At 63.2% G+C, this 22,944-nt stretch carries 21 protein-coding genes and 1 pseudogene; 12 read left to right on the top strand and 10 right to left on the bottom strand.

Annotated elements, in window-relative coordinates:
• Positions 1-72 precede the first annotated feature (72 nt).
• The 3 genes from H3221_RS20040 to H3221_RS20030 all read left to right on the top strand — a co-directional run bounded on the left by H3221_RS20040 (position 73) and on the right by H3221_RS20030 (position 2,927).
• The gene (locus tag H3221_RS20040; RefSeq protein WP_196475146.1) at positions 73-1,962 is read left to right on the top strand and encodes an FTR1 family protein; all 1,890 of its coding nucleotides are present in this window, start codon (positions 73-75) and stop codon (positions 1,960-1,962) included.
• Positions 1,963-2,089: 127 nt separating this feature from the next.
• Complete coding sequence (locus H3221_RS20035; protein ID WP_196475147.1) at positions 2,090-2,425, top strand: enhanced serine sensitivity protein SseB C-terminal domain-containing protein; 336 nt, start codon at positions 2,090-2,092, stop codon at positions 2,423-2,425.
• Between the two features lie 52 nt (positions 2,426-2,477).
• Positions 2,478-2,927 (top strand): YaiI/YqxD family protein, encoded by a 450-nt coding sequence (locus H3221_RS20030; protein ID WP_004373364.1) that lies wholly within the window; start codon positions 2,478-2,480, stop codon positions 2,925-2,927.
• Between the two features lie 90 nt (positions 2,928-3,017).
• Here H3221_RS20030 and H3221_RS20025 read toward each other — a convergent pair whose 3' ends face one another.
• Positions 3,018-3,485: a thioesterase family protein gene (locus tag H3221_RS20025; protein WP_196475148.1), complete on the bottom strand. Its 468-nt coding sequence runs from the start codon at positions 3,483-3,485 to the stop codon at positions 3,018-3,020.
• A 228-nt stretch (positions 3,486-3,713) separates the two neighbouring features.
• A complete protein-coding gene (gene elbB, locus H3221_RS20020; RefSeq protein WP_196475149.1) occupies positions 3,714-4,373 on the bottom strand; it encodes an isoprenoid biosynthesis glyoxalase ElbB in 660 nt (219 codons plus the stop codon).
• Between the two features lie 164 nt (positions 4,374-4,537).
• On the opposite strand from elbB, the gene H3221_RS20015 reads away from it, so the two are divergent.
• On the top strand, positions 4,538-5,818 hold the full coding sequence (locus H3221_RS20015) for a sterol desaturase family protein (RefSeq protein ID WP_196475150.1): 1,281 nt from the start codon (positions 4,538-4,540) through the stop codon (positions 5,816-5,818).
• A 59-nt stretch (positions 5,819-5,877) separates the two neighbouring features.
• Here the strand turns inward: H3221_RS20015 and H3221_RS20010 are convergent, their stop codons facing one another.
• Positions 5,878-6,432 carry a DedA family protein gene (locus tag H3221_RS20010; RefSeq protein ID WP_196475151.1) on the bottom strand — a complete coding sequence of 185 codons (555 nt, stop codon included), beginning with the start codon at positions 6,430-6,432 and terminating at the stop codon, positions 5,878-5,880.
• A 334-nt stretch (positions 6,433-6,766) separates the two neighbouring features.
• On the opposite strand from H3221_RS20010, the gene hemB reads away from it, so the two are divergent.
• On the top strand, positions 6,767-7,780 hold the full coding sequence (gene hemB, locus H3221_RS20005) for a porphobilinogen synthase (RefSeq protein WP_192984010.1): 1,014 nt from the start codon (positions 6,767-6,769) through the stop codon (positions 7,778-7,780).
• Between the two features lie 19 nt (positions 7,781-7,799).
• Positions 7,800-9,983, top strand: a complete 2,184-nt coding sequence (ppk1, locus tag H3221_RS20000; RefSeq protein WP_196475152.1) for a polyphosphate kinase 1 — start codon at positions 7,800-7,802, stop codon at positions 9,981-9,983.
• 151 nt (positions 9,984-10,134) lie between these two features.
• On the opposite strand, the gene ppx is transcribed toward ppk1, so the two are convergent.
• The 7 genes from ppx to H3221_RS25915 all read right to left on the bottom strand — a co-directional run bounded on the left by ppx (position 10,135) and on the right by H3221_RS25915 (position 15,367).
• Positions 10,135-11,637 carry an exopolyphosphatase gene (gene ppx, locus H3221_RS19995; RefSeq protein ID WP_192984015.1) on the bottom strand — a complete coding sequence of 501 codons (1,503 nt, stop codon included), beginning with the start codon at positions 11,635-11,637 and terminating at the stop codon, positions 10,135-10,137.
• An 86-nt stretch (positions 11,638-11,723) separates the two neighbouring features.
• The gene (locus H3221_RS19990; protein ID WP_196475153.1) at positions 11,724-12,245 is read right to left on the bottom strand and encodes an ureidoglycolate lyase; all 522 of its coding nucleotides are present in this window, start codon (positions 12,243-12,245) and stop codon (positions 11,724-11,726) included.
• Positions 12,242-12,973 carry an amino acid ABC transporter ATP-binding protein gene (locus H3221_RS19985; protein WP_196475154.1) on the bottom strand — a complete coding sequence of 244 codons (732 nt, stop codon included), beginning with the start codon at positions 12,971-12,973 and terminating at the stop codon, positions 12,242-12,244. Before H3221_RS19985 ends, H3221_RS19990 begins: the two co-directional genes overlap by 4 nt.
• The gene (locus H3221_RS19980) at positions 12,960-13,610 is read right to left on the bottom strand and encodes an amino acid ABC transporter permease (RefSeq protein ID WP_178094578.1); all 651 of its coding nucleotides are present in this window, start codon (positions 13,608-13,610) and stop codon (positions 12,960-12,962) included. The genes H3221_RS19985 and H3221_RS19980 overlap by 14 nt, the downstream gene beginning before the upstream one ends.
• Positions 13,607-14,272 carry an amino acid ABC transporter permease gene (locus H3221_RS19975; RefSeq protein WP_160016819.1) on the bottom strand — a complete coding sequence of 222 codons (666 nt, stop codon included), beginning with the start codon at positions 14,270-14,272 and terminating at the stop codon, positions 13,607-13,609. The genes H3221_RS19980 and H3221_RS19975 overlap by 4 nt, the downstream gene beginning before the upstream one ends.
• 20 nt (positions 14,273-14,292) lie before the next feature.
• Complete coding sequence (locus tag H3221_RS19970; protein WP_196475155.1) at positions 14,293-15,078, bottom strand: transporter substrate-binding domain-containing protein; 786 nt, start codon at positions 15,076-15,078, stop codon at positions 14,293-14,295.
• A 121-nt stretch (positions 15,079-15,199) separates the two neighbouring features.
• Positions 15,200-15,367 carry a hypothetical protein gene (locus tag H3221_RS25915; protein WP_196475156.1) on the bottom strand — a complete coding sequence of 56 codons (168 nt, stop codon included), beginning with the start codon at positions 15,365-15,367 and terminating at the stop codon, positions 15,200-15,202.
• Between H3221_RS25915 and H3221_RS19960 the strand changes: the two genes are divergently transcribed.
• The 6 genes and pseudogenes from H3221_RS19960 to H3221_RS19935 all read left to right on the top strand — a co-directional run bounded on the left by H3221_RS19960 (position 15,366) and on the right by H3221_RS19935 (position 22,929).
• On the top strand, positions 15,366-16,070 hold the full coding sequence (locus H3221_RS19960; RefSeq protein WP_196475157.1) for a FadR/GntR family transcriptional regulator: 705 nt from the start codon (positions 15,366-15,368) through the stop codon (positions 16,068-16,070). The genes H3221_RS25915 and H3221_RS19960 overlap by 2 nt on opposite strands.
• A 109-nt stretch (positions 16,071-16,179) precedes the next feature.
• Positions 16,180-16,506, top strand: a complete 327-nt coding sequence (gene trxA / locus H3221_RS19955) for a thioredoxin TrxA (RefSeq protein WP_003458627.1) — start codon at positions 16,180-16,182, stop codon at positions 16,504-16,506.
• 309 nt (positions 16,507-16,815) lie between these two features.
• Positions 16,816-18,075, top strand: coding sequence for a transcription termination factor Rho (gene rho, locus H3221_RS19950; protein WP_196475158.1), 1,260 nt, complete (start codon positions 16,816-16,818; stop codon positions 18,073-18,075).
• Positions 18,076-18,208: 133 nt separating this feature from the next.
• Positions 18,209-19,675 (top strand): 4-hydroxy-3-polyprenylbenzoate decarboxylase, encoded by a 1,467-nt coding sequence (ubiD, locus tag H3221_RS19945; protein WP_196475159.1) that lies wholly within the window; start codon positions 18,209-18,211, stop codon positions 19,673-19,675.
• Complete coding sequence (locus tag H3221_RS19940; RefSeq protein ID WP_196475160.1) at positions 19,675-20,640, top strand: CDP-6-deoxy-delta-3,4-glucoseen reductase; 966 nt, start codon at positions 19,675-19,677, stop codon at positions 20,638-20,640. The genes ubiD and H3221_RS19940 overlap by 1 nt, the downstream gene beginning before the upstream one ends.
• 636 nt (positions 20,641-21,276) lie before the next feature.
• Positions 21,277-22,929: pseudogene (locus H3221_RS19935) on the top strand (ShlB/FhaC/HecB family hemolysin secretion/activation protein).
• Positions 22,930-22,944: the final 15 nt, after the last annotated feature.

Here is a 22,944-nt window from a genome sequence, read left to right as displayed (position 1 = left end):
CATATTCTTCTTGTGCTCGATCGTTAGGCCGGCAACAATTTAATGTCACCCATTCTCGTTTGGGATGCATTGATGATCCGCTTTCGTTTCCCCCTTTCCTGGCTGATGCTGCCTTTGCTGGCCTGTCTCAGCTTTCTCGCCGTTGGCGAGCCCCTCGACGGCGCCGCACAGGCACTGCACCTGATCGGTTACATCGGCGCTGATTACCCGGCCACTGTTGTGGGCGGCCAGGTCGTCGATGCTGGCGAATACCAGGAACAACTGGAATTTCTCGATGTGCTGCAGGGCCTGATCGTCGCCTTGCCCGCTCAGGCCGGCCGCGCCGAACTGGAGCAGGGCGTTGCCAATCTGCGTCAGGCGATTGCCCTGCGCCAGCCGGGCGAGGAAGTCGCTGGCGCCGCGCGCAAACTGGGCGCTCGTCTGGCCGAGCTCTATCAGGTGGCGCAGAGCCCGGTACTGACACCGGACCCGGAGCGTGGTGCGCCGCTCTACGCTCAGCACTGCTCGGTGTGCCACGGCGATACCGGCCTGGGTGACGGGCCTGCCGGCATCGGCTTGGAGCCAGCGCCAGCGAATCTGCGTGATGTCGCACGTCTGGACCGGCTGAGCCTCTTTGATCTCTACAACACCCTCGGCCTGGGCATCGAAGGTACCGATATGCCGGCCTTCGCCGATCAGCTCGACGACCGTCAACGCTGGGACCTGGCGGTCTATATCGCCGGTTTCACAGCAGCACAGACGCAGGGCCAGACACGCTTCGCCATGAGCGAGCTGGCCGGCCGCACGCCTGCCGAAATCTTGGCCGCAGGCGGTGATGTCGCCGCGTTCCGCGCTCAGCGCGCGCATCCGGTGCTGGAACAGCGCGGCCCGCAGCAACTGATCGGCTACACCCGCTCGACCCTGGAGCGCAGCCTGCAGGCCTATCGCGAAGGTGATCGCGAGCAGGCCTATGACCTCTCCGTAGGCGCCTATCTGGAAGGATTCGAACTGGTCGAAAGCGCCCTCGACAACCTCGATGCCCTGCAGCGCAAGACCACCGAGCGCGCTCTGATGGCCTATCGGCAGGCGCTGCAGGATGGCGCGAGTGTTGCGCAGGCTGCCCAGGCACTGGAGCAGGCCAAGGTCGAGCTGGACAAGTCTGCTGCGCTGCTGGCCGATGGCGCGATGGACGATAGCCTGAGCTTTTTCGCCAGCCTGTTGATTCTGCTGCGTGAGGGGCTTGAGGCCATTCTGGTGCTGGCAGCGATTCTCGCCTTTCTGCGTAACACCGGGCAGCAGCAGGCGGTGCGCAGTGTGCACATCGGCTGGGCCCTGGCACTGCTCGCCGGTGTCGCGACCTGGGCGGTGGCGGCCTATCTGATCGACATCAGCGGTGCTCAGCGCGAGCTGCTCGAAGGCGCCACGGCGCTGTTCGCCAGTGTGGTGCTGCTGTGGGTCGGTGTGTGGATGCATGACCGTCGCCACGCCGCTGCCTGGCAGGACTACATCAAGAGCAGCCTGGTCGGTGGCAGTGGTCGTTTTGGCTTCGCCGTGCTGGCGTTCTTCTCGGTGTATCGCGAACTGTTCGAAGTCATCCTGTTCTACGAAACCCTCTGGCTGCAGGCGGGGCCCGCCGGCCATGGCGCCGTTCTGGCTGGTGCCGCTGCCGCTCTGGTGCTGTTGATCGGCCTGGCCTGGGTGATCCTGCGTGGCTCGCGCAAATTGCCGTTGGCGACCTTCTTCGGCGTCAACGCGGTGCTGCTGTGCGTGCTGTCCGTGGTCTTCGCCGGCCATGGCGTGGCTGCGCTGCAGGAGGCTGGCGTGCTCGGTACGCGTCCGGTGGCTTTCTTCGAGTTCGACTGGCTGGGCATTCATGCCGATGCCTGGAGCCTGTCGGCTCAGGGGCTGGCGCTGGCCGGCATCGCGTTGCTGTATGGGCGTAGCCTGCTGGGGGAGCGTCGGCGCATGGCCGAGCAGGCCTAGGTAACCGAATCAGGCATACACGAGGGCGAGCTTTGCCCGCCCTCGCTGCGTCATAGCGTGAACCGCCGCTACGACAGCGAGTCTCAGTGCACCTAGGCTGCTTCCAATCCCTTTGCCGAGTGCGCGCATGTCCTCTTCGATCCACTCCACTCATTACGCCGACAGTCCCGATCTGGCGCTGGCTGTACTGCGTCACCCCGCTCTGGAACAGGCACTTTCAGCGGCCTGTGCCCAACTTGCTGTACGTGAGGCCTTTCTCGCTGCCTTGCGCGATCCAGCCATCGGCCCGCAGCCGCGGCTGCTGTTGGCAATTTCCGGCGCCGACACGAGTGGTCAGCGTCGCCTGGCGGCGCTGGTCGCCGAGCTGCTGCCGGACGAGGTGGAGCTGGATCTGATCGAATTGGCCGAGGACAACCTGTCGCGCGCCGTGCGTGAGCGCTGCGAGCCGTTCTACCAGGCCTGAACCGCGCGCCTGCTGGCATACTGGGCGCTGGTTTCTCTGCGGAAGTTGCTGCATGCGCGTATGGATCGACGCCGACGCCTGCCCTCGGGCGGCGCGGGATCAGGTGGTCAAGTTCGCCCTCAAACGAGGCTTCGAAGTGGTGCTGGTCGCCGGCCAGGCCGTTGCACGGCCGAATTTCGCCTGCGTGAAACTGATCGTGGTGCCCAGCGGGCCGGACGCAGCTGATGATCATCTGGTGGAGCATGCAGTGCCCGGCGAGCTGGTGATCTGCAGCGACGTGCCGCTGGCCGACCGCCTGGTGAAGAAGGGTGTAGCCGCGCTCGACCCGCGTGGTCGCGAGTTCGACGAGCGCAACATGGGCGAGCGCCTGGCGGTACGCAACCTGTTCACCGACCTTCGTGAGCAGGGCCAGGTGGGCGGTGGTCAGGCGCCGTACTCGGAAAAGGACCGGCAGGCGTTCGCCAATGCGTTGGATCGGATTCTCACGCGGCTGAGTCGATAGCTGCCCCGGATTGCATCCGGGCTACGGGGCGTACGGCAAACCCATTTTCAGCGTTGTAGCCTGGATGAAATCCGGGAATGGCGGGCTCGGTCAGCCGCACAGATAGGTACCAGTGCCCACTGCCACCAGCACGCCCTCGTCGTTGTGCAATTCCATGCGGATCACTGCCACCTTGTTGCCGGCGCGCAGCGGTGTGGCCGTGGCGCTGAAGCGCTGCCCCCGGCCCGGGCGGAGGTAATCGATGCGCAGGTCGATGGTGCCGAGCTTGGACAGCCTGCTCATGCGTTCGGCCGGCGGCAGGTGCTGGTGGTTGGCGAAGGCGCCGATCAGCGCCATGGCGCCGCCGCAAACGTCTAGCAGCGAAGAAATAACCCCGCCGTGCAGAATGCCGTGGACGAAGTTGCCGATCAGTTCGGGCTTCATCGGCAGGTGCATGGTCACCCGCTCGGGGCTCAGTTCATCGAGCTCGATGCCGAGCACCTGATTGAAGGGAATACGCTGGAAGAAGCTGGCCACCGCCTGTTGCAGGTCGGGGCTGAGGACGAAGGGCTGGGACATGGCAGGGGCTCCGGGAAATCCTGCCGCCACGCTGCCGCAGCCGGAACGGCTTGACCAGCGGCGCGGCCAGACTGCCCTGACCAATGACCGATGCGCCCTGTAATGGGTGCTAGCCGGTAGGCTGGAACCTTGAACTTTGTAGGGTGGGCTTCAGTCGACACTGATCGATACTGAAGCTCAAGCGGAACGCCTTCCTGCCCACCCTACAAAGTCCCGGCATAGCGTCAGTCAGTGGTGCGTCAGTTCCAGCACACGGTCGACCAGTTTGTTGATGCCCGATGCTGCTTCGGCGATGGACTGGGCGAGCATGTAGGCCGGAGTGGTCACCAGCTTGCGCTGGCTGTCTTCGATGATTTCACTGACCTCGCACTCATGGTGCTCGGCGCCCATCTGGGTCAGGGCGGCTGCGGTGTCGTGGTCGCTGCCTATGGTACAGACCACGCCGGCGCCGAAGATCTTCGCCGCCAGGGCCGGTGCGATGCACATCAGGCCGACCGGCTTGCCGGCATCGACGAAGGCCTTGCAGGCGGCCAGTACATCCGGTTGTACGGTGCAGCCGGCACCACTGGTGGCGAAGTCGGAGAGGTTCTTCGCTACGCCGAAGCCACCGGGCAGGATCAGTGCGTCGAACTCGGCCACATGCAGCTCTTTCACGTCCTTGATCTGGCCGCGGGCAATGCGTGCCGACTCCACCAGGACGTTGCGCGTCTCGTCCATCTCGTCGCCGCTGTAATGGTCGACCACATGCAACTGCGGCACGTTGGGGGCGAAACACTGCACCTCGGCGCCACGCTGGTCGAGGCGCAGCAGGGTGATCACGCTTTCATGGATCTCGGCGCCATCGTAGACGCCACAGCCGGACAGAATCACTGCCACTTTCTTGCTCATGCTCGACTCCTGGTGAGGAAAAACGCGACCGTGAAGCGGGCGCGGGTATTACCAATTCTAGGGTTGTCGCCAAATGCCACTCGGGCTGTCATTTACCGCCGCGAAGGCTGGCGAAGCTGCGCATAGGATGAATAACAGCTCATTCCCGACACAAGTACAACGATATGGCGTTCGTTCTCTACGCAGTGCCCTTCTTCTTCCTGCTGATCGGCCTGGAATTGCTCGCTGACCGCTGGCGCGGTATGCGCACCTATCGCCTGGCCGATGCCCTTAACAGCCTCAGTGCAGGCGTGCTGTCACAGGCGACCGGTGTGTTGACCAAGGTGGTCGGGCTGCTCACCTATGCCTTCGCCTGGGAGCATCTGGCGCTGTTCGAACTGTCCGAAGGCAACCTCTGGGTGTGGCTCTTCGCCTTCGTCTTCTACGACTTCTGCTACTACTGGAATCACCGCCTTGGCCATGAGCGCAACGTGCTCTGGGCCGCCCATGCGGTGCACCATCAGAGCGAGGACTACAACCTGTCCACTGCGTTACGGCAAACCAGCACCGGTTTCATCTTCGGCTGGATCTTCTACCTGCCGATGGCGCTGGTCGGTGTGCCGCCGCTGGTGTTCTTCAGCGTCGCGGCCCTGAACCTGCTTTATCAGTTCTGGGTGCATACCCGGCATATTCCCAAGCTGGGCTGGTTCGAATGGCTGTTCATCACCCCGTCCAACCACCGTGTGCACCATGCACAGAACCCTATCTACATGGATCGCAATTACGGCGGTGTGTTCATTCTCTGGGATCGAATATTCGGCACCTTCCAGGAGGAGCTCGACGAAGAGCCGGTGATCTTCGGTGTGACCGTGCCGCTGGCCAGTTGGAACCCCTTGTGGGCCAACCTGCAGGTGTATGCCGGGCTGTGGCGCGATGCCAAACGCGCAAGCTCCTGGTGGGACCGGCTGCGTATCTGGTTCATGCCCACCGGGTGGCGCCCGGCTGACGTGGCGGCACGCTATCCGCAGGCCAAGGCGGATCTGCGCAATTTCCGCAAGTTCGAGGTCCCTTTGGGGCGTGGCGCGCAGATCTACGCGTTGCTGCAGTTCGTCTGCTACCTGCTGGCCGGCGTGTGGCTGCTGGCGCAGGGTGACACGCTTGCAATCGGCGCTGTGCTGCTGGCGTGCCTGTGGGTGGCCCTGGGTCTTTGCAGCATAGGCATGTGGCTGGAGAATCGTGCCTGGGCGTCGAGATTCGAGTTATTGCGCCTGGCGGCCAATCTGCCCCTGCTGTGGCTGGCCGGTGATCTGGACATGCTGGCCATGAATGCAGCTGTCTGGAGTTGCCTGGCTGGCTACAGCCTGATCAGTCTGCTCGGATTATGCCTGGTGCGGCGCGTAGGGCGGACCGGAACGCCGGCCGATCGGAGCGAAGCGAACAGTCCGCCGTTGGCGCATGAGACCTGAGCCTGCAACGGCGTACTGCCTGCGGCGAGCAGATCGCCGGCCGGTACGCCCTAATGCGCTCAGCCGCGTCGGCGCTGATGCCAGCGGTTTAGCCAGGCGAGTGCGAGCAACAACACCACGGCCGCTAGCAGAATGACCTGGTAGTTGCGCAGTTCTTCAAGCAATCCGCCCATGGCATTGCCCAGGCTGAAGGCCAGCAGGCTGATGCCGCCGGCCCAGACGCCGGCACCGATGGCGTCGAGCAGCAGATAGCGGCGCCACGAATAGCCGGACAGGCCGATGGTCAGCGGCATCACCGTGCGCAGGCCGTAGAGGAAGCGAAAGCACAGCACCCACAGATCCGGGTAGCGCTGGATCAGCGCGCTGGCGCGGTCGCCCAGTGGTTGCCAGCGCGGTTTGCGTGCGAGCAGCGCACGGCCGTGACGGCGGCCGAGGTAGTACCACAACTGGTCGCTGGCGAAGGTGCCGAGAAAGGCGCACAGCGCCACCCATTCGATCTCAAGCACGTTGCGCACGGCCATGTAGGCCGCCAGCAGCAGGGATACTTCGCCTTCGAGGAAGGTACCGAGTACCAGTGCCGGGTAGCCAAACTGGCGGATAAGATCTTGGAGCATGCCGTGAGCTCAACGATGCAGGTGCTGAAGACTACTCTGACCATGGGAAACCCGGAAGGTGGCGTGCCATGCCACAATGCGCAACTGGCTGTGCGACGTGCCGTCGCACGCGGTCATCTGATCGTCATCATTTGGTCATAATGTTCGTAGAACCTATCCACGATCTGCTGCGCGTCGGCTCTGCTGCGTTAAAAACAGGCTCAGACTGCTCATGTGCTGGGGCACACTCCGCTTCCTCGCCTGTTTTTGCCTGGCACAGCTCTAGCTCGCGAAATCGTGCACAGGTTCTATAACCTGTCACACTGGCCCGCCCGTGCGGGCTCTGGAGTCTGCCGTGAGCGTTACCCCCGCCAATCGTCTGTTCCCTGCCACTCGCCTGCGGCGTAATCGCCGCGATGATTTCTCCCGCCGTCTGGTGCGCGAAAATCGCCTGAGCGTCGATGATCTGATTCTGCCGGTGTTCGTTCTCGACGGCGAGAACCGTCGCGAAGCCGTGCCGTCGATGCCGGGCGTCGAGCGTCTGTCCATCGACCTGCTGCTCAAAGAAGCCGAGCACTGGGTCGAGCTGGGCATTCCGGCGCTGGCGCTGTTTCCGGTCACGCCGCTGGAGAAGAAATCCCTTGACGGTGCCGAGGCCTGGAACCCGGACGGCATCGCCCAGCGCGCGATTCGTGCCCTGCGTGCGAAATTCCCCGAACTGGGGGTAATCAGCGATGTGGCGCTCGACCCCTTCACCACCCACGGTCAGGACGGCATTCTCGACGAGTCCGGCTATGTGCAGAACGACATTACCGTCGATGCCCTGGTCAAGCAGGCGCTGTCGCATGCCGAGGCCGGTGCCCAGGTTGTGGCGCCGTCGGACATGATGGACGGCCGCGTGCAGGCGATCCGTGAGGCGCTGGAACTGGCTGACCATGTCAATGTGCGCATCATGGCCTATTCGGCCAAGTATGCCAGCGCCTATTACGGCCCGTTCCGTGATGCCGTGGGCTCGGCCGCCAACCTTGGCAAGGGCAACAAGCTCGGCTACCAGATGGACCCGGCCAACGGCAACGAGGCGCTGCATGAAGTGGCCGCCGATCTGGCCGAAGGTGCCGATATGGTCATGGTCAAACCTGGCATGCCCTACCTGGACATCCTCTGGCGGGTGAAGGATGCCTACAAGGTGCCGACCTTCGTCTACCAGGTAAGCGGCGAGTACGCCATGCACATGGCGGCGATCCAGAACGGTTGGCTCAGTGAGGCGGTCATACTGGAATCACTCACCGCCTTCAAACGTGCCGGTGCCGATGGCATCCTCACCTATTTCGCCGTACGGGCGGCAGAACTGCTAAAACAAGGGCGATGACGCCCTCAGGAACCCAGCGATGAACAGCGAAGGACTCAACAGCGAAGTGCTCGACAACAACCCGCCTCAGGTCGAGGTGGTCGCCGAGACGCCCGTGGTGGAAACCCCGCCGCCGGCTCCGATCCCCAGCCTGGATGACAGCAGCCTGTACATCCACCGTGAATTGTCGCAGCTGCAGTTCAATATCCGGGTGCTGGAGCAGGCGCTGGACGAGTCCTATCCGCTGCTCGAGCGCCTGAAGTTCCTGCTGATCTTCTCCAGCAACCTCGACGAGTTCTTCGAGATTCGCGTCGCCGGCCTGAAGAAGCAGATCAACTTCGCCCGCGAACAGGCTGGCGCAGACGGCCTGCAGCCGCACCAGGCGCTGGCGCGAATCAGCGAACTGGTGCACGAGCAGGTCGACCGCCAGTACGCGATCCTCAACGACACCTTGTTCCCGGCGCTGGCCAAGCACAACATCAACTTCATCCGCCGCCGTTACTGGACCACCAAGCTCAAGGCTTGGGTGCGTCGCTATTTCCGCGACGAGATCGCGCCGATCATCACCCCCATCGGCCTCGACCCGACGCACCCTTTCCCGTTGCTGGTGAACAAGAGCCTGAACTTCATCGTCGAGCTGGAAGGCGTCGATGCCTTCGGGCGCGATTCCGGTCTGGCCATCATTCCGGCGCCACGCCTGCTACCGCGCATCATCAAGGTGCCGGAAGACGTTGGCGGCCCTGGCGACAACTACGTGTTCCTGTCGTCGATGATCCATGCCCACGCCGATGATCTGTTCCAGGGCATGAAGGTCAAGGGTTGCTACCAGTTCCGCCTGACCCGTAACGCCGACCTGTCGGTGGACACCGAGGACGTCGAGGACCTGGCGCGCGCCCTGCGTGGCGAGCTGTTCAGTCGTCGTTATGGCGATGCGGTGCGCCTGGAAGTGGTCGACACCTGCCCGAAACACTTGCGCGATTATCTGCTCAAGCAATTCGGCCTGACCGAGGGCGAGCTGTACCAGGTCAACGGCCCGGTCAACCTGACCCGCCTGTTCAGCATCACTGGCCTGGATAACCACTCGGACCTGCAGTACGCGCCGTTCACCCCGGTGATCCCCAAGCTGCTGCAGAACGCCGAGAACATCTTCAGCGTGGTCAGCAAGCAGGACATCCTCCTGCTGCATCCCTTCGAGTCCTTCACCCCGGTAGTGGACCTGCTGCGCCAGGCGGCGAAGGACCCGCACGTGTTGGCGATCAAGCAGACGCTGTATCGCTCCGGTGCCAACTCGGAGATCGTTGACGCCCTTGTAGAGGCCGCGAGAAACGGCAAGGAAGTCACCGCGGTCATCGAGTTGCGTGCGCGTTTCGACGAAGAATCCAACCTTGCTCTGGCCAGTCGCCTGCAGGCTGCCGGTGCGGTGGTGATTTACGGTGTGGTCGGCTTCAAGACTCACGCCAAGATGATGCTGATTCTGCGTCGCGAGAATGGCGAAATCGTTCGCTATGCCCACCTTGGTACTGGCAACTACCACGCTGGCAACGCCAAGCTGTATACCGACTACAGCCTGCTCACCGCCGACGTCGCGCTTGGTGAGGACGTGTCCAAGCTGTTCAGCCAACTGATCGGCATGGGCAAGACCCTGCGCATGAAGAAGCTGCTGCATGCGCCCTTCACCCTGAAGAAGACCCTGCTCGAACTGATCGCCAAGGAAACCGCGGCCGCTGCTGAGGGCAAGCCGGCGCAGATCATCGCCAAGTTCAACTCGCTGACCGATCCGAAAATCATCCGTGCGCTGTACAAGGCCAGCCAGACCGGGGTGAAGATCGACCTGGTAGTGCGTGGCATGTGCTGCCTGCGACCGGGTATTGCCGGGGTGTCGCACAATATCCACGTGCGCTCGATCATCGGCCGCTTCCTCGAACATACGCGGGTGTTCTACTTCCTCAATGGCGGTGACGAACAGATCTACCTGTCCAGTGCCGACTGGATGGAGCGTAACCTCGACAAGCGTGTCGAGACCTGCTTCCCGGTCGAGGGCAAGAAGCTCATCACCCGAGTGAAGAAGGAGCTTGAAAGCTACCTGACCGATAACACCCAGGCTTGGGTGTTGCAGTCCGATGGCCGCTACCTGCGCCAGCAGCCCACCGGCAACCAGAATCCACGCAGCGCTCAGTCCGGGCTGCTGGAGAAGCTGACTGCGCCGGTGATCATCGCGCGATAAAAAGCGGCTGCGTGCAGTCCTCTGATGCCCCTCTCCCGCTTACGGGAGAGGGTGCCCGAAGGGTGGGAGAGGGGGCTTTTGAGTCCTGGCGGGTTTCACCCGGCCTACAGGTCGAGCCGCGCCCGTAGGGTGCGCCATGCGCACCGGGGTATCAGCGCACGCTCAACGTCAGATCGATACGCTTGAGCCATTCAGCTTCGGCTTCGAAGTCCGCCAGGGTCAGCGGGTTGGCGGCCAGCCAGCCTTCGGGAAAGACGATTTCCAGGCTGTTCTCTCCAACCTTGAACTGCACCTCGGGCATGCTCTGCGTGCCACGAATATGGTGGAAGAGGATGGCGAAGCGCAGCAGCACGCACAGGCGCATCAGCTTCACGCCTTCCTCGCCGAAGTCGGCGAACTTGTCCCTGGGAATGTTGCGACGGTGGCCGCGTACCAGCAAGGCGAGCATCTGCTGGTCCTGGCGCGAGAAACCAGCCAGGTCCGAGTGCTCGATCAGGTAGGCGCCGTGCTTGTGGTACTGGTAATGGGCGATGTCCAGACCCACCTCGTGCACCTTGGCGCCCCAACTCAGCAGTTCGCGATGCCAGTCGTCGGTCAGGCCCCAATCGGCGGACACCTTGTCCAGCGCCGACAGTGCCTTGGCCTCGACCCGCACGGCTTGGTCGACATCGACGTGGTAGCGCTCCATGAAGGCCGCCAGCGTGCGTTCGCGCACGTCCTCGTGCTGGTGGCGGCCGAGCAGATCATACAGCACGCCTTCGCGCAAGGCGCCTTCGGAGTGGCTCATGCGCTGAATCTCGCAGGCGTCGAAGATGGCTTCGAGAATCGCCAGGCCGGCGGGGAAGATGCCACGGCGGTCCGGCTTGATGCCGTCGAGGTCGATCTTGTCCACCTCGCCGAGCTTGAACAGTTTGCGCTTGAGCCAGGCCAGCCCTTCGACGGTGATTTCGCCATTGCTCAGACCCGCAGCCTTGGTCGTCAGGCCGATGGCCTTGATGGTGCCGGATGCACCGACGGCATCTTCCCAGCCGAGGCGGCGCAGGCCCTGTTCGATACCCATCAGTTCCAGACGAGCGGCGGTGTAGGCCTGGGCGTAGCGCGCCGGGGTGATCTTGCCGTCCTTGAAGTAACGCTGGGTGAAGCTCACGCAGCCCATCTGCAGGCTCTCGCGCAGCAGCGGCTCGAAGCGCTGGCCGATGATGAACTCGGTGCTGCCGCCGCCGATGTCGGCGACCAGGCGTTTGCCGGGGGTGTCGGCAATGCTGTGGGAGACGCCCAGGTAGATCAGGCGTGCTTCCTCGCGGCCGGAAATCACCTCGACCTGATGGTTGAGAATCTCCTCGGCGCGGCGGATGAACACAGCGCGGTTGCGCGCTTCACGCAGGGCGTTGGTACCGACGATACGGACGGCGCCTTCCGGCAGCGTGGTGGTGAACTGGGCGAAGCGGCGCAGGCAGTCGAGCCCGCGCTGCATCGCTTCTTCGCTGAGTTGGCGTTCGTCGTCCAGGCCTGCGGCCAGCTGCACCTTGTCGCCGAGGCGCTCGAGGATGCGAATCTCGTGATTGTCGGCCTTGGCCAGCACCATGTGAAAGCTGTTCGAGCCCAGGTCGATGGCAGCGATCAGGGGGAAACTTTCGGCAGGGGCTTTGGGCATGATTACGGCATCTCGTTCGATTTCCGCGCCATCGTGCCACGACTGAGCGCATGAGCCAACGCATACGGATGTCGCATGAAACTGGTCTAGACCTGTGATTGCTGCAGGTTCAGCACGCTCAGTGGCTGTTTCAACACCTGCTCGTCGCAGTTGTGGCCGTCGCCACCACGGTCCACCACGATGAAACGGCCGGGGTGTTGCAGGCACAGCAGCGGGTGGTGCCAGGTGCCGCAGGCGTAGTTTACGCCCTGGTCCGGTGCGCTGATGAACGCGCGGATCTGCGACTCGTCCAGCTCGCCAGGCGGGGCCACGACGACCAGCATACGCCCGCCATCCACCGGGTAGAACGCCTGGCTGCCCAGCGGATGGCGCTCTAGCATGCCGATGGCGATGGGCGTGTGCCAGGCCTTGCCCTCAAACAGGTTGACCAGCGTGCGCGGCGACTCGCCGGCCAGCTCCACCTGCGCCAGGTCGTGGTAGCGCGTGGTGGTGCCGGCGTTGATCGGAAAGGATGTGGCGCCGGCTGTTTCGATCACGTCACCGAAAGGCGCGAAGGCTTCGCGGGTCAGCGGCTCGATGCGCAGCGCCAGGGGCGCTGGCGCGTTCACAGGTTCACCGAGCCGATGAAGTTGCGCAGCTCTTCGGTCTGCGGGGCGGCGAACAGGGCTTTCGGGTCCCCGATCTCGTGCACCTTGCCGTGATGCATGAACACCAGCTTGTTACCCACTTCGCGGGCAAAGCGCATCTCGTGGGTGACCATGATCAGGGTCATGCCCTCGCTGGCCAGTTGCTTGACCACCGCCAGCACCTCGTTGACCAACTCGGGGTCGAGCGCCGAGGTGATCTCGTCACACAGCAGCACCTTGGGCGACATGGCCAAGGCCCGGGCGATGGCTACCCGTTGCTGCTGGCCGCCGGACAGGCGTTCGGGGTAGGCGTCGAACTTCTCCGCCAGGCCGACGCGTTCGAGCATCTGCCTGGCGATCTTCTCGGCTTCGGCGCGCGAGGTCTTCTTCACCACCTGCGGTGCCAGCATGACGTTCTCGCCGACGGTCAGGTGCGGGAACAGGTTGAACTGCTGGAACACCATACCGACCTTCTGCCGCAGGCTGCGCAGGTCGGCGCGGGCAGCGTCGATGTACTCGCCGTCGACTTCGATCACGCCGTCGTTGATCGACTCCAGGCCATTGAGGGTGCGCAGAAAGGTGCTCTTGCCCGAGCCGCTGCGGCCGATGATGGCGATCACTTCGCCTTCTTCGACCTTGAGGTCGATGCCCTTGAGCACGTGGTTGTCGCCGTAATACTTGTGCAGGGCGGTGACGTTAAGCAGTGACATTCAGCCTCCTTTCCAGGCGGTAAGCAGCGAGCGAGAGCGGGTAGCAAAGCAGGAAGTAACCGAGGGCGACGAAGCCGTAGACCATGAAGGGCTCGAAGGTGGCGTTGGCCAGCATGCTGCCGGTCTTGGTCAGCTCGGTGAAGCCGATGATCGAGGTCACTGCGGTGCCCTTGACCACCTGCACCGAGAAGCCGACGGTAGGCGCCACGGCGATGCGTAGCGCCTGTGGCAGGACCACGTGGCGCAGGGTTTCCAGGCGGCTCATGGCCAGGCTTTCGGCGGCCTCCCATTGGCCGCGGGTGATCGACTCGACGCAGCCGCGCCAGATCTCGGCGAGAAAAGCGCTGGTGAACAGCGTCAGTGCGGTGGCTGCCGCCAGCCAGGGCGACACGTCGATGCCCAGCAGGGCGATACCGAAGAACACCAGGAACAGCTGCATCAGCAGCGGCGTGCCCTGGAACAGTTCGATGTAACCACGAGCAAGGATGCGCGGTGCAGAAAGCGGCGACAGCCGGGCCAGCAACACCAGCAGGCCGGCAATACCGCCGCAGACGAAGGCCACCAGCGACAGCAGCAGTGTCCATTGCAGGCCGGTGAGCAGGTTGCGCAGGATGTCCCAGAGGGTGAAGTCCATCAGCGCTCTCCCATGATGAAGCGGCGGCCGAACCAGGCCAGCAGTTGGCGAATCAGGATGGCCATGAGCAGGTACAGCGCGGTGGTCAGCAGGTAGGTTTCGAAGGCGCGGAAGTTACGCGACTGGATGAAGTTGGCGGCGAACGACAGCTCCTCGGTGGAGATCTGCGAGCACACCGCCGAGCCCAGCATGACGATGATGATCTGGCTCGACAGCGCCGGCCACACCTTGCCCAGCGCCGGGCGCAGCACCACATGACGGAACGTCTCGAAGCGGCTCATGGCCAGTGCGCCGGCGGCTTCGAGCTGGCCATGCGGGATGGCCTGGATACCGGCGCGGATGATCTCCGTGGAGTAGGCACCGAGGTTGATCACCATCGCCAGAATGGCGGCCTCCCACTCGCTCAGGCGTACGCCGAGCGAGGGCAGGCCGAAGAAGATGAAGAACAGCTGGACGATGAATGGCGTGTTGCGGATCAGTTCCACGTAGACGCCGAAAATCCGGTCGAACGGACGGATGCGCCAGGCGCGCAGTATCGCCCCGACGATGCCGAGACCGACCCCCAGCAGGGTGCCGATCGCCGTCAGGCCGAGGGTGAAGGCCGCGCCCTGCAGCAGCAGATCGCTGTGCTGCAGGACGGCGGCGAAGTCGAACTGGTACGCCATGGCTCAGCTCCCTGCGCGGCTCAGAGGCCGGTCGGCAGCGGTTGCTTCAGCCACTTCTGGCTGAGCGCATCGAGGCTGCCATCGGCCTTGGCGGCGGTGATGATGGTGTTGACCTTTTCCAGCAGCGCGCTCTGGTTCTTGTTCACGCCGACGTACACCGGCGAATCCTTGAGCTTGAGCTTCATGCTCGGCACGCGCTTGGGGTTGCGCTCGGAGATGGCCACCATCACCACGTTGCCGCTGGCGATCAGCTCCACCTGGCCGGAGAGGTAGGCGGCGATGGTCGAGTTGTTGTCCTCGAAGCGCTTGATGGTGGCGCCTTTCGGGGCGACGTTGCTCAGTTCGATGTCCTCGATGGAGCCCCGGGTGACGCTGATAGTCTTGCCGGCCAGGTCGTCGAGGCTGGCGATGGCGGCGTCTTCCGGGCCGAACACGCCGAGGTAGAACGGTGCATAGGCGGCGGAGAAGTCGATCACCGCTTCACGCTCTGGGTTCTTGCCAAGGCTGGAGATCACCAGATCGACCTTGCCGGTGGTGAGGAAGGGGATACGGTTGGTGCTGTTGACCGGGGTCAGCTCCAGCTTCACCGCCAGCTTGTCGGCCAGCAGTTGCGCGGTATCGATATCCAGCCCGCGCGGTTTCATGTCCGGGCCGACCGAGCCGAACGGCGGGAAATCCTGCGGTACGGCGACCTTCAGCACACCGGCCTTGCTGATGTCCTCGAGTGCATCGGCGTGAGCGGTTCCGGCGCCGAAGGCCAGGGCAGCGAACAGGGTACCCAGCAGGGTGCGGTGAAATTTGCGCATGTCGAACTCCCGATGAATGAACGAAAATTGAAGCGTTTTGCCTGGCTCGTGCAGTGCATCGGCTGTGCCAAGTTCAATGAAATAAGGCCTTTCATCGTTTCAGGCGAGTGGAAACAAGGTCTTACTGGTCTGAACAGTTGACGTAACTGACCAATTGGTCAGAAGCGTTTCTGGGCCATCTCGGTGCGTACGCCTGGTGGTCTGTTCCACAAAGGGGCGTCGCTTGCCTGGAGCAGTGCTCTGGCCGTACAAAGGCGACTTCACTGGACTGACCGGCCCGAACAGTCATGAATGCTTCTGCTCCCCGCGCGGTACCCGAATATGCCCTGCAGGCGATCCGCCGCCTGATCGAGGAAGAGGGCTATCGCCCCGGCGATGCGCTGCCGTCGCAGCGCGATCTGGCCGAGCGCCTGGGCGTGAGCCGGGCATCCTTGCGTGAGGCGTTGTCGTCGCTCAGCGCGTTGGGCCTGGTCAGCGTGCAGGCTGGCAAGGGTGTGTTCGTTCAGGAGGCAAGCAGGGGCGAAGTCTCCGGTGGATTTGTCTGGCCTTTCGCCGCGCAGGTGTCTGCGGCCGATACCTTCCAGCTGCGCTTCGCGCTGGAGGGCTTTGCCTGTGGCCTGGCGGCCGGCGTGATGACCGCCGGGGAGCTGGATATCCTCGAAGACAACGTCGAGCAGATGCGCCGTGAGTTGCGCGCGGGCGACTTCGAGCAGGCGACGCGGCTGGATTTCGAGTTCCACCAGCGCATCCTCGCCGCCAGTGGCAACCAGGCGATGTTTGCCCTGGTCACCTCCAGCGCCGATATCTTTCTGGAGAGCCAGAAGCTGCCGTTCATCCGCCCGGAGCGAGCGATGGAGACCTGGCAGGAGCACCGCAAGATTCTCAAAGCCCTCGCGCGGCATGCCGCTGGCCCGGCGCAAAAGGCCATGCAGCAGCACATCCGCGCCGCCGCGCTGCGCACCGGCATTGCCTTCACCACGCTGGGCGATTGAGGCGTACATGCGACGCTATTGAAAGGCTCAATCGTCAGTGCCTTTCGGTGTCACTCAAGCCGGGCTATGATGGCGCCACTTTTTTGCTTCCGAATCACGGAGACTCCTCATGAGCGAATTCATCACCAACGTCAGCGACGCCAGCTTCGACCAGGACGTCATCCAGGCTGAAGGTCCGGTTCTGGTCGACTATTGGGCTGAGTGGTGCGGCCCGTGCAAGATGATTGCACCGGTGCTCGACGAGATCGCCAAGGAATACCAGGGCAAGCTGAAGATCTGCAAACTGAACATCGACGAGAACCAGGAAACCCCGCCGAAGTACGGTGTGCGTGGTATTCCGACCCTGATGCTGTTCAAGAACGGCAACGTCGAAGCGACCAAGGTCGGCGCGTTGTCCAAGTCGCAGCTGGCGGCGTTTCTCGACAGCAACATCTGAGTCGCAAGCGGTAGGGTGGATCACGCTTCATCGATCCACCATGGCGTCGCAAGTGGTGGATGAAAAAAGCGTCATCCACCCTGCGTAGCCTTTTGAAGGCCCCGCAATTTGCGGGGTTTTTCGTTTTCGGGGCTAGACGCTGTTTTTTCACGGTGTTAAATTCGACCCGGCTGCATCCTCCATGCAGCTCTCTGCACGCCGTCGCCGATTCATTCCTATACGAACTCGTTCGCGATCCTGTCGCCTTCTCTGCGGCGCGGCCTCTCAAGCTAACAGCTTTCTTCTCCTCTCGATGATCACGTCATTCCTATGAATCTGACCGAACTCAAGCAAAAGCCGATTGCCGAACTGCTGGACATGGCCGAACAGATGGGCCTGGAAAACATGGCTCGTTCGCGCAAGCAGGACATCATCTTCGCCCTGCTGAAAAAGCATGCCAAAAGCGGCGAGGAAATTTCCGGTGACGGCGTGCTGGAGATCCTCCAGGACGGTTTCGGCTTCCTGCGTAGCGCTGACTCCTCCTACCTGGCCGGCCCGGACGATATCTACGTCTCGCCCAGCCAGATCCGCCGTTTCAACCTGCGTACCGGTGACAGCATCGTCGGCAAGATCCGTCCGCCGAAGGAAGGCGAGCGTTACTTCGCCCTGCTCAAGGTCGACAGCATCAATTTCGACCGTCCGGAAAACGCCAAGAACAAGATCCTGTTCGAGAACCTGACGCCGCTGTTCCCCAACAAGCGCCTGACCATGGAAGCCGGTAACGGCTCCACCGAGGACATCACCGGCCGTGTGATCGACCTCTGCGCGCCGATTGGCAAGGGCCAGCGCGGCCTGATCGTCGCCCCGCCGAAAGCGGGCAAGACCATCATGCTGCAGAACATCGCCTCGAACATCACCCGCAACAACCCCGAGTGCCACCTGATCGTTCTGCTGATCGACGAACGTCCGGAAGAAGTGACCGAGATGCAGCGCACCGTGCGCGGCGAAGTGGTCGCCTCCACCTTCGACGAGCCGCCGACCCGTCACGTCCAGGTTGCCGAAATGGTGATCGAGAAGGCCAAGCGCCTGGTCGAGCACAAGAAGGATGTGGTCATCCTGCTCGACTCCATCACGCGCCTGGCACGTGCCTACAACACCGTCATCCCGAGCTCCGGCAAGGTCCTGACCGGTGGTGTCGATGCCCACGCCCTGGAGAAGCCGAAGCGCTTCTTCGGTGCCGCGCGTAACATCGAAGAAGGCGGTTCGCTGACCATCATCGCCACTGCGCTGGTGGAAACCGGCTCGAAGATGGACGAAGTGATCTACGAGGAATTCAAGGGCACCGGCAACATGGAGTTGATCCTCGATCGCCGTGTTTCCGAGAAACGCGTGTTCCCGGCCATCAACATCAACAAGTCCGGCACCCGCCGCGAAGAACTGCTGACCGGTGAAGAAGAGCTGTCGCGCATGTGGATTCTGCGCAAACTGCTGCACCCGATGGATGAGATTGCGGCCATCGAGTTCCTCATCGACAAGCTCAAAGCTACCAAGACGAACGATGAGTTCTTCCTGTCGATGAAGCGCAAATAAGCGTTGTGGCTTGCCAAAAGGCCGGGGAAACCCGGCCTTTTGCTGTCTGTCACTTTCACCGGCGCTTCTGAAAGCCCGACTTCGGCGCTAAACTTTGCGGCCGACTCTTGCCTGTCCGACACGAGGCTCCTGCATGCAGTATCGCGACCTGCGCGACTTCATCCGTGAACTGGAAAAGCGCGGCGAACTCAAGCGCATCCAGACCCCGGTATCGCCCGTTCTGGAAATGACCGAAATCTGCGACCGCACCCTGCGCAAGGGCGGACCGGCGCTGCTGTTCGAAAAGCCCACCGGCTTTGACGTGCCGGTGCTCGGCAATCTGTTCGGCACGCCCAAGCGCGTGGCGCTGGGCATGGGCGCCGAAGAGGTGTCCGAACTGCGCGAGATCGGCAAGCTGCTGGCCTTTCTCAAGGAGCCCGAGCCGCCCAAGGGCCTCAAGGATGCCTGGAGCAAGCTGCCGATCTTCAAGAAGGTCATTTCCATGGCGCCCAAGGTGGTCAAGGATGCGCCGTGCCATGAAGTGATCGAGGAAGGCGATGACGTCGACCTGGGCAAGCTACCGATCCAGCACTGCTGGCCGGGTGACGTGGCGCCGCTGATCACCTGGGGCCTGACCATCACCAAAGGCCCGAACAAGGAACGGCAGAACCTCGGTATTTACCGCCAGCAGGTGATCGGCCGCAACAAGGTGATCATGCGTTGGCTCAGCCACCGTGGCGGTGCGCTGGACTATCGCGACTGGTGCAAGACCCATCCGGGTAAGCCCTACCCGGTATGCGTAGCACTGGGCGCGGACCCGGCGACCATCCTCGGCGCCGTCACCCCGGTGCCCGATACGCTGTCCGAATACGCCTTCGCCGGCCTCTTGCGTGGCCATCGCACCGAGCTGATCAAGGCGCGCGGCAGCGAGCTGCAGGTACCGGCCAGTGCCGAGATCGTGCTGGAGGGTGTGATCCATCCAGGCGAAACCGCACCGGAAGGCCCCTATGGTGACCACACCGGCTACTACAACGAGGTCGATACGTTCCCGGTGTTCACTGTCGAGCGCATCACCCGTCGCCGCGATCCGATCTATCACAGCACCTACACCGGCCGGCCACCCGATGAGCCGGCGATCCTCGGCGTGGCGCTGAACGAGGTGTTCGTGCCGATCCTGCAGAAGCAATTCCCCGAGATCACCGACTTCTACCTGCCGCCGGAAGGCTGTTCCTACCGCATGGCGGTGGTGACCATGAAGAAGCAGTATCCGGGCCACGCCAAGCGCGTCATGCTCGGTGTGTGGTCGTTCCTCAGGCAGTTCATGTACACCAAGTTCGTGATCGTCACCGATGACGATATCAACGCACGGGACTGGAACGACGTGATCTGGGCGATTACCACGCGTATGGACCCCAAGCGCGACACGGTGATGATCGACAACACACCAATCGACTATCTCGACTTCGCCTCGCCGATCTCTGGCCTCGGCTCGAAGATGGGCCTGGACGCCACCCACAAGTGGCCGGGTGAGACCACCCGCGAATGGGGCCGCGCCATCGAGAAGGACCCGGCCGTAGTGGCACGTGTCGACGCGCTGTGGAGCGAGCTGGGAATCGATTGATGAACGTCACCCTGCAACCTTCCGGTGTCACCCTTGCGCTGCAGCCGGGCGAACGCATTCTCGATGGCGCCCGGCGCCTGGGCTACGACTGTCCGCAGAGCTGCCGCAATGGCAACTGCCATATCTGCGCCGCGCTGCTGGTCGAAGGTCGGGTCAGGCAGAACGGCATCGAACTGGATCATGGCGAGCTGTTCACCTGCCTGGCCGAGCCGCTGGAAGACTGCGTGTTGCACTGGGACGGCGTGCTGGCGCCGGGAGAGCTGCCCGTGCGCGAACTGAGCTGCCAGGTGATCGAATGCCTGCCCGTTGGCGGCGACGTGTTCCGCGTATGCTTGCGCACTCCAGCCGGCAAGGCTCCGCGCTATCACGCTGGGCAGTACCTGCTGCTGCAGCGCCCGGATGGCGAGATGGCAGCCTTTTCTCTGGCTTCGGCGCCGCATGCCGGGCGTGAGCTGGAGCTGCACATCCTTGCCCGCGAAGACAGCAGCATCGCGCTGCTGGAGTACCTGCGCAGCACTGGCATGGCGCGTGTGCAGATGCCCTACGGTGATACCCACCTCGCCGACCTGCCCGATGGTCCGCTGGTGCTGATCGCTGCCGGCACCGGCATGGGCCAGATGCACAGCCTGATCGAGCATTGCCGCGCGGCGGGGTTTGCCCATCCGGTGCACCTGTACTGGGGCGCGCGTCGGCCCGAGGATTTCTACGAACTGCCACATTGGGCGCAGTGGCAACAGCTGGACAATCTGTTCCTGCACCAGGTAGTCAGCGACTCATGCGGCTGGCAGGGGCGTTGCGGCCTGCTGCACGAAGCCGTGCGCGAGGATTTTCCGGATCTCAAGGCCTTGCACGTTTATGCCAGCGGCTCGCCAGCGATGGTCTACGCCACGCTCGATGCGCTGGTCGAAGCCGGCATGGACGCTCACCAGATGCGTGCCGACGTGTTCGCCTACGCGCCGCGTTAAGGGTCAATGGCGATCAGATAAGGTTGCCAAAGTCTGACGCCAGTCAGTTAGGCCGTACGCGCTTGGCTCCCCTCTCCCGCTTGCGGGAGAGGGGCTGGGGGAGAGGGCTGAAATATCGGCGAAACGGCCGTTAACCCCTTTCCCTAGCCCTCTCCCCAGAGGGGCGAGGGGGCCGACCGTGTTCGACGATATCTGACTGCATGTATGCCAAAGCCGCCTTTCGTAGGAGCCCCGGGGCGAAGCTTTCGTTGCTCGCCCTCTTGGCAGCAACTGGACGAAGTCGAAAAATCTTTCTTCCGGCATGTTTTCGAATTCGTGCTTCCCCTGTTCGCGGCGAGGTGCCGTTCCCGCGTAGGCGGTATGCCTCACTTTCAAGTGTCGTCAGGCACCACTTGGCGGGGGGGTAGCGGCGGTGATCCTAATCGTGAAGTCGTTCAATTTTTTGGCGTTTGACTGTGGAGATTCATATGGTCTAATAGCCGCCATTTTTCTGGCGTCGTTTTTTCTGCTATTCAAAGGACTGAAAGCATGCTTCTTCGTATCAGCCCTTTATGGCCTGCCATCCCTGGCGGCCACCCCAAGGGCCGTCGCTGCGCGACGTTAAAAGTGGCTCCCGGCCTCTCTTGGGCCGTATGGCTGTTCTTTTCCCTTCCCGTTATTGCGCTGGCGCAGACGCCGGGCGACCGTGAGCTGATCCGCGAGCGCCAGGAGCGCCTATTGCAGGAGCAGCAGCGCCGTCTCGACGAGCTGCAGCAACTGCCCGGTGACGCCCCCAAACTGCAAGCCGCCCCGGTCGAAGACGAGCGCTGCTTCGCGATCGAGCAGATTCGCCTGGAAGGCGCCACTCTTCTCGCTGAGGACGACCAGCAGGCTGTTCTGCAGCGCTTCGCTGGCGAGTGTTTGGGCGTTGGCCAGCTCAACGAGCTGCTCAAGGCCATTACCCAGTTCTATATCGACCGCGGCTACGTCACCTCGCGTGCCTACCTGCCGCAGCAGGATCTGTCCTAGGGCGAGCTACGGGTCACCGTGGTCGAAGGCCGCCTGGAAGGGTTGGACCGCTCCGAGCTGGCCAGTGAGCGCGAACTGGCCATGGGCTTCCCCGGTCAGCCAGGTGACGTGCTGGACCTGCGCGAGCTGGAGCAACTGGTCGACCAGCTCAACCGCCTGCCATCGCGCCAGGCCCAGCTGGAGCTGGTGCCGGGCGAAGAAGTGGGCGGTAGTCGCGTGCGCCTGCAAGGCCAGCGCGACAAGCCCTGGCGAGCCGGGCTCAACCGCCACAACGACGGGCAGACGAGCACTGGCGAGCAACAGTGGGGCCTGAGCTTCGACTGGGACAGCCCGCTTGGTTTGGCCGACCAGCTCAGCCTGCGCGCCAACCGCGATGCGGTGAGCGACAGCTACCGCCACTCGCACAGCCAGAGCCTGATCTACCAGGTGCCCTACGGCTGGTGGAACTTCAGCTACAGCTACAGCCAGAGCTACTACCGCACGCAGAGCGAGGGCAATGGCTTTCTCTTCGACCAGGACGGCGACAGCAAGACTCACGCCCTGCGCGGCGAGCGTGTGCTGCACCGCGACAGCGTCAGCAAGACCGCCTTCAACCTCGGTGTCAGCCACCTGCGCACCAACAACTTCATTCTCGGCAACCGCATCGACACTTCCAGCACGCGCTTGTCCGAGGCGCAGCTGGGTTTCAACCATGGCCGCCGTATCGGCAGCGCCTTCGTCAACGCCGATCTCGGCTGGCAACGCGGTATCGGTGCCTTCGACGCCCAGCGCGCCGGCGACCCGCAAGGTAGTCAGCCGGTGGCGCGCTACAACAAATACAGCCTGGCCCTGAGCTACCTGCAGCCCTTCGCGCTGTGGGGCGAATCCTTCAGCTTCGACAGCCTCGCCTACGGCCAGAAGAGCGAAGACGTGCTGTTCAGCCCGCAGCGCATCAGCATCGGCGGCCTCAGCTCGGTGCGCGGTTTCAAGGACGAATCCTTGTCCGGCGACACCGGCGGCTATTGGCGCAATCAGCTGCGCTGGCGCCGCTCTGTCACCTGGGAGGCGCTGCGCCCCTTCGTGCACGAATACAGCCTGGCCTTCGCCTATGACGTTGGCGTGATTCACGGCGGCCGGCACAACCCCGAGCAACGCGGCCGCATGAGTGGCAACGCCCTCGAGTTCGCCCTGCGCGGCCAGCATCTGGCGGCCTCGGTGAGTTTCGCCCATGCCCTGGAGCGCCCCGACGCCATCGAGCGTGACGAGCGCCCGGTCTATTTCCGATTCGACCTGTTCTTCTGATTGCCCGGCCGGATG

It is taken from the genome of Pseudomonas chaetocerotis (assembly GCF_015712105.2).
GTDB lineage: Bacteria > Pseudomonadota > Gammaproteobacteria > Pseudomonadales > Pseudomonadaceae > Aquipseudomonas > Aquipseudomonas chaetocerotis.
The sequence above is the reverse complement of the archived record's forward strand: the minus strand, read 5'-3'. Positions and strand labels throughout refer to the sequence as shown.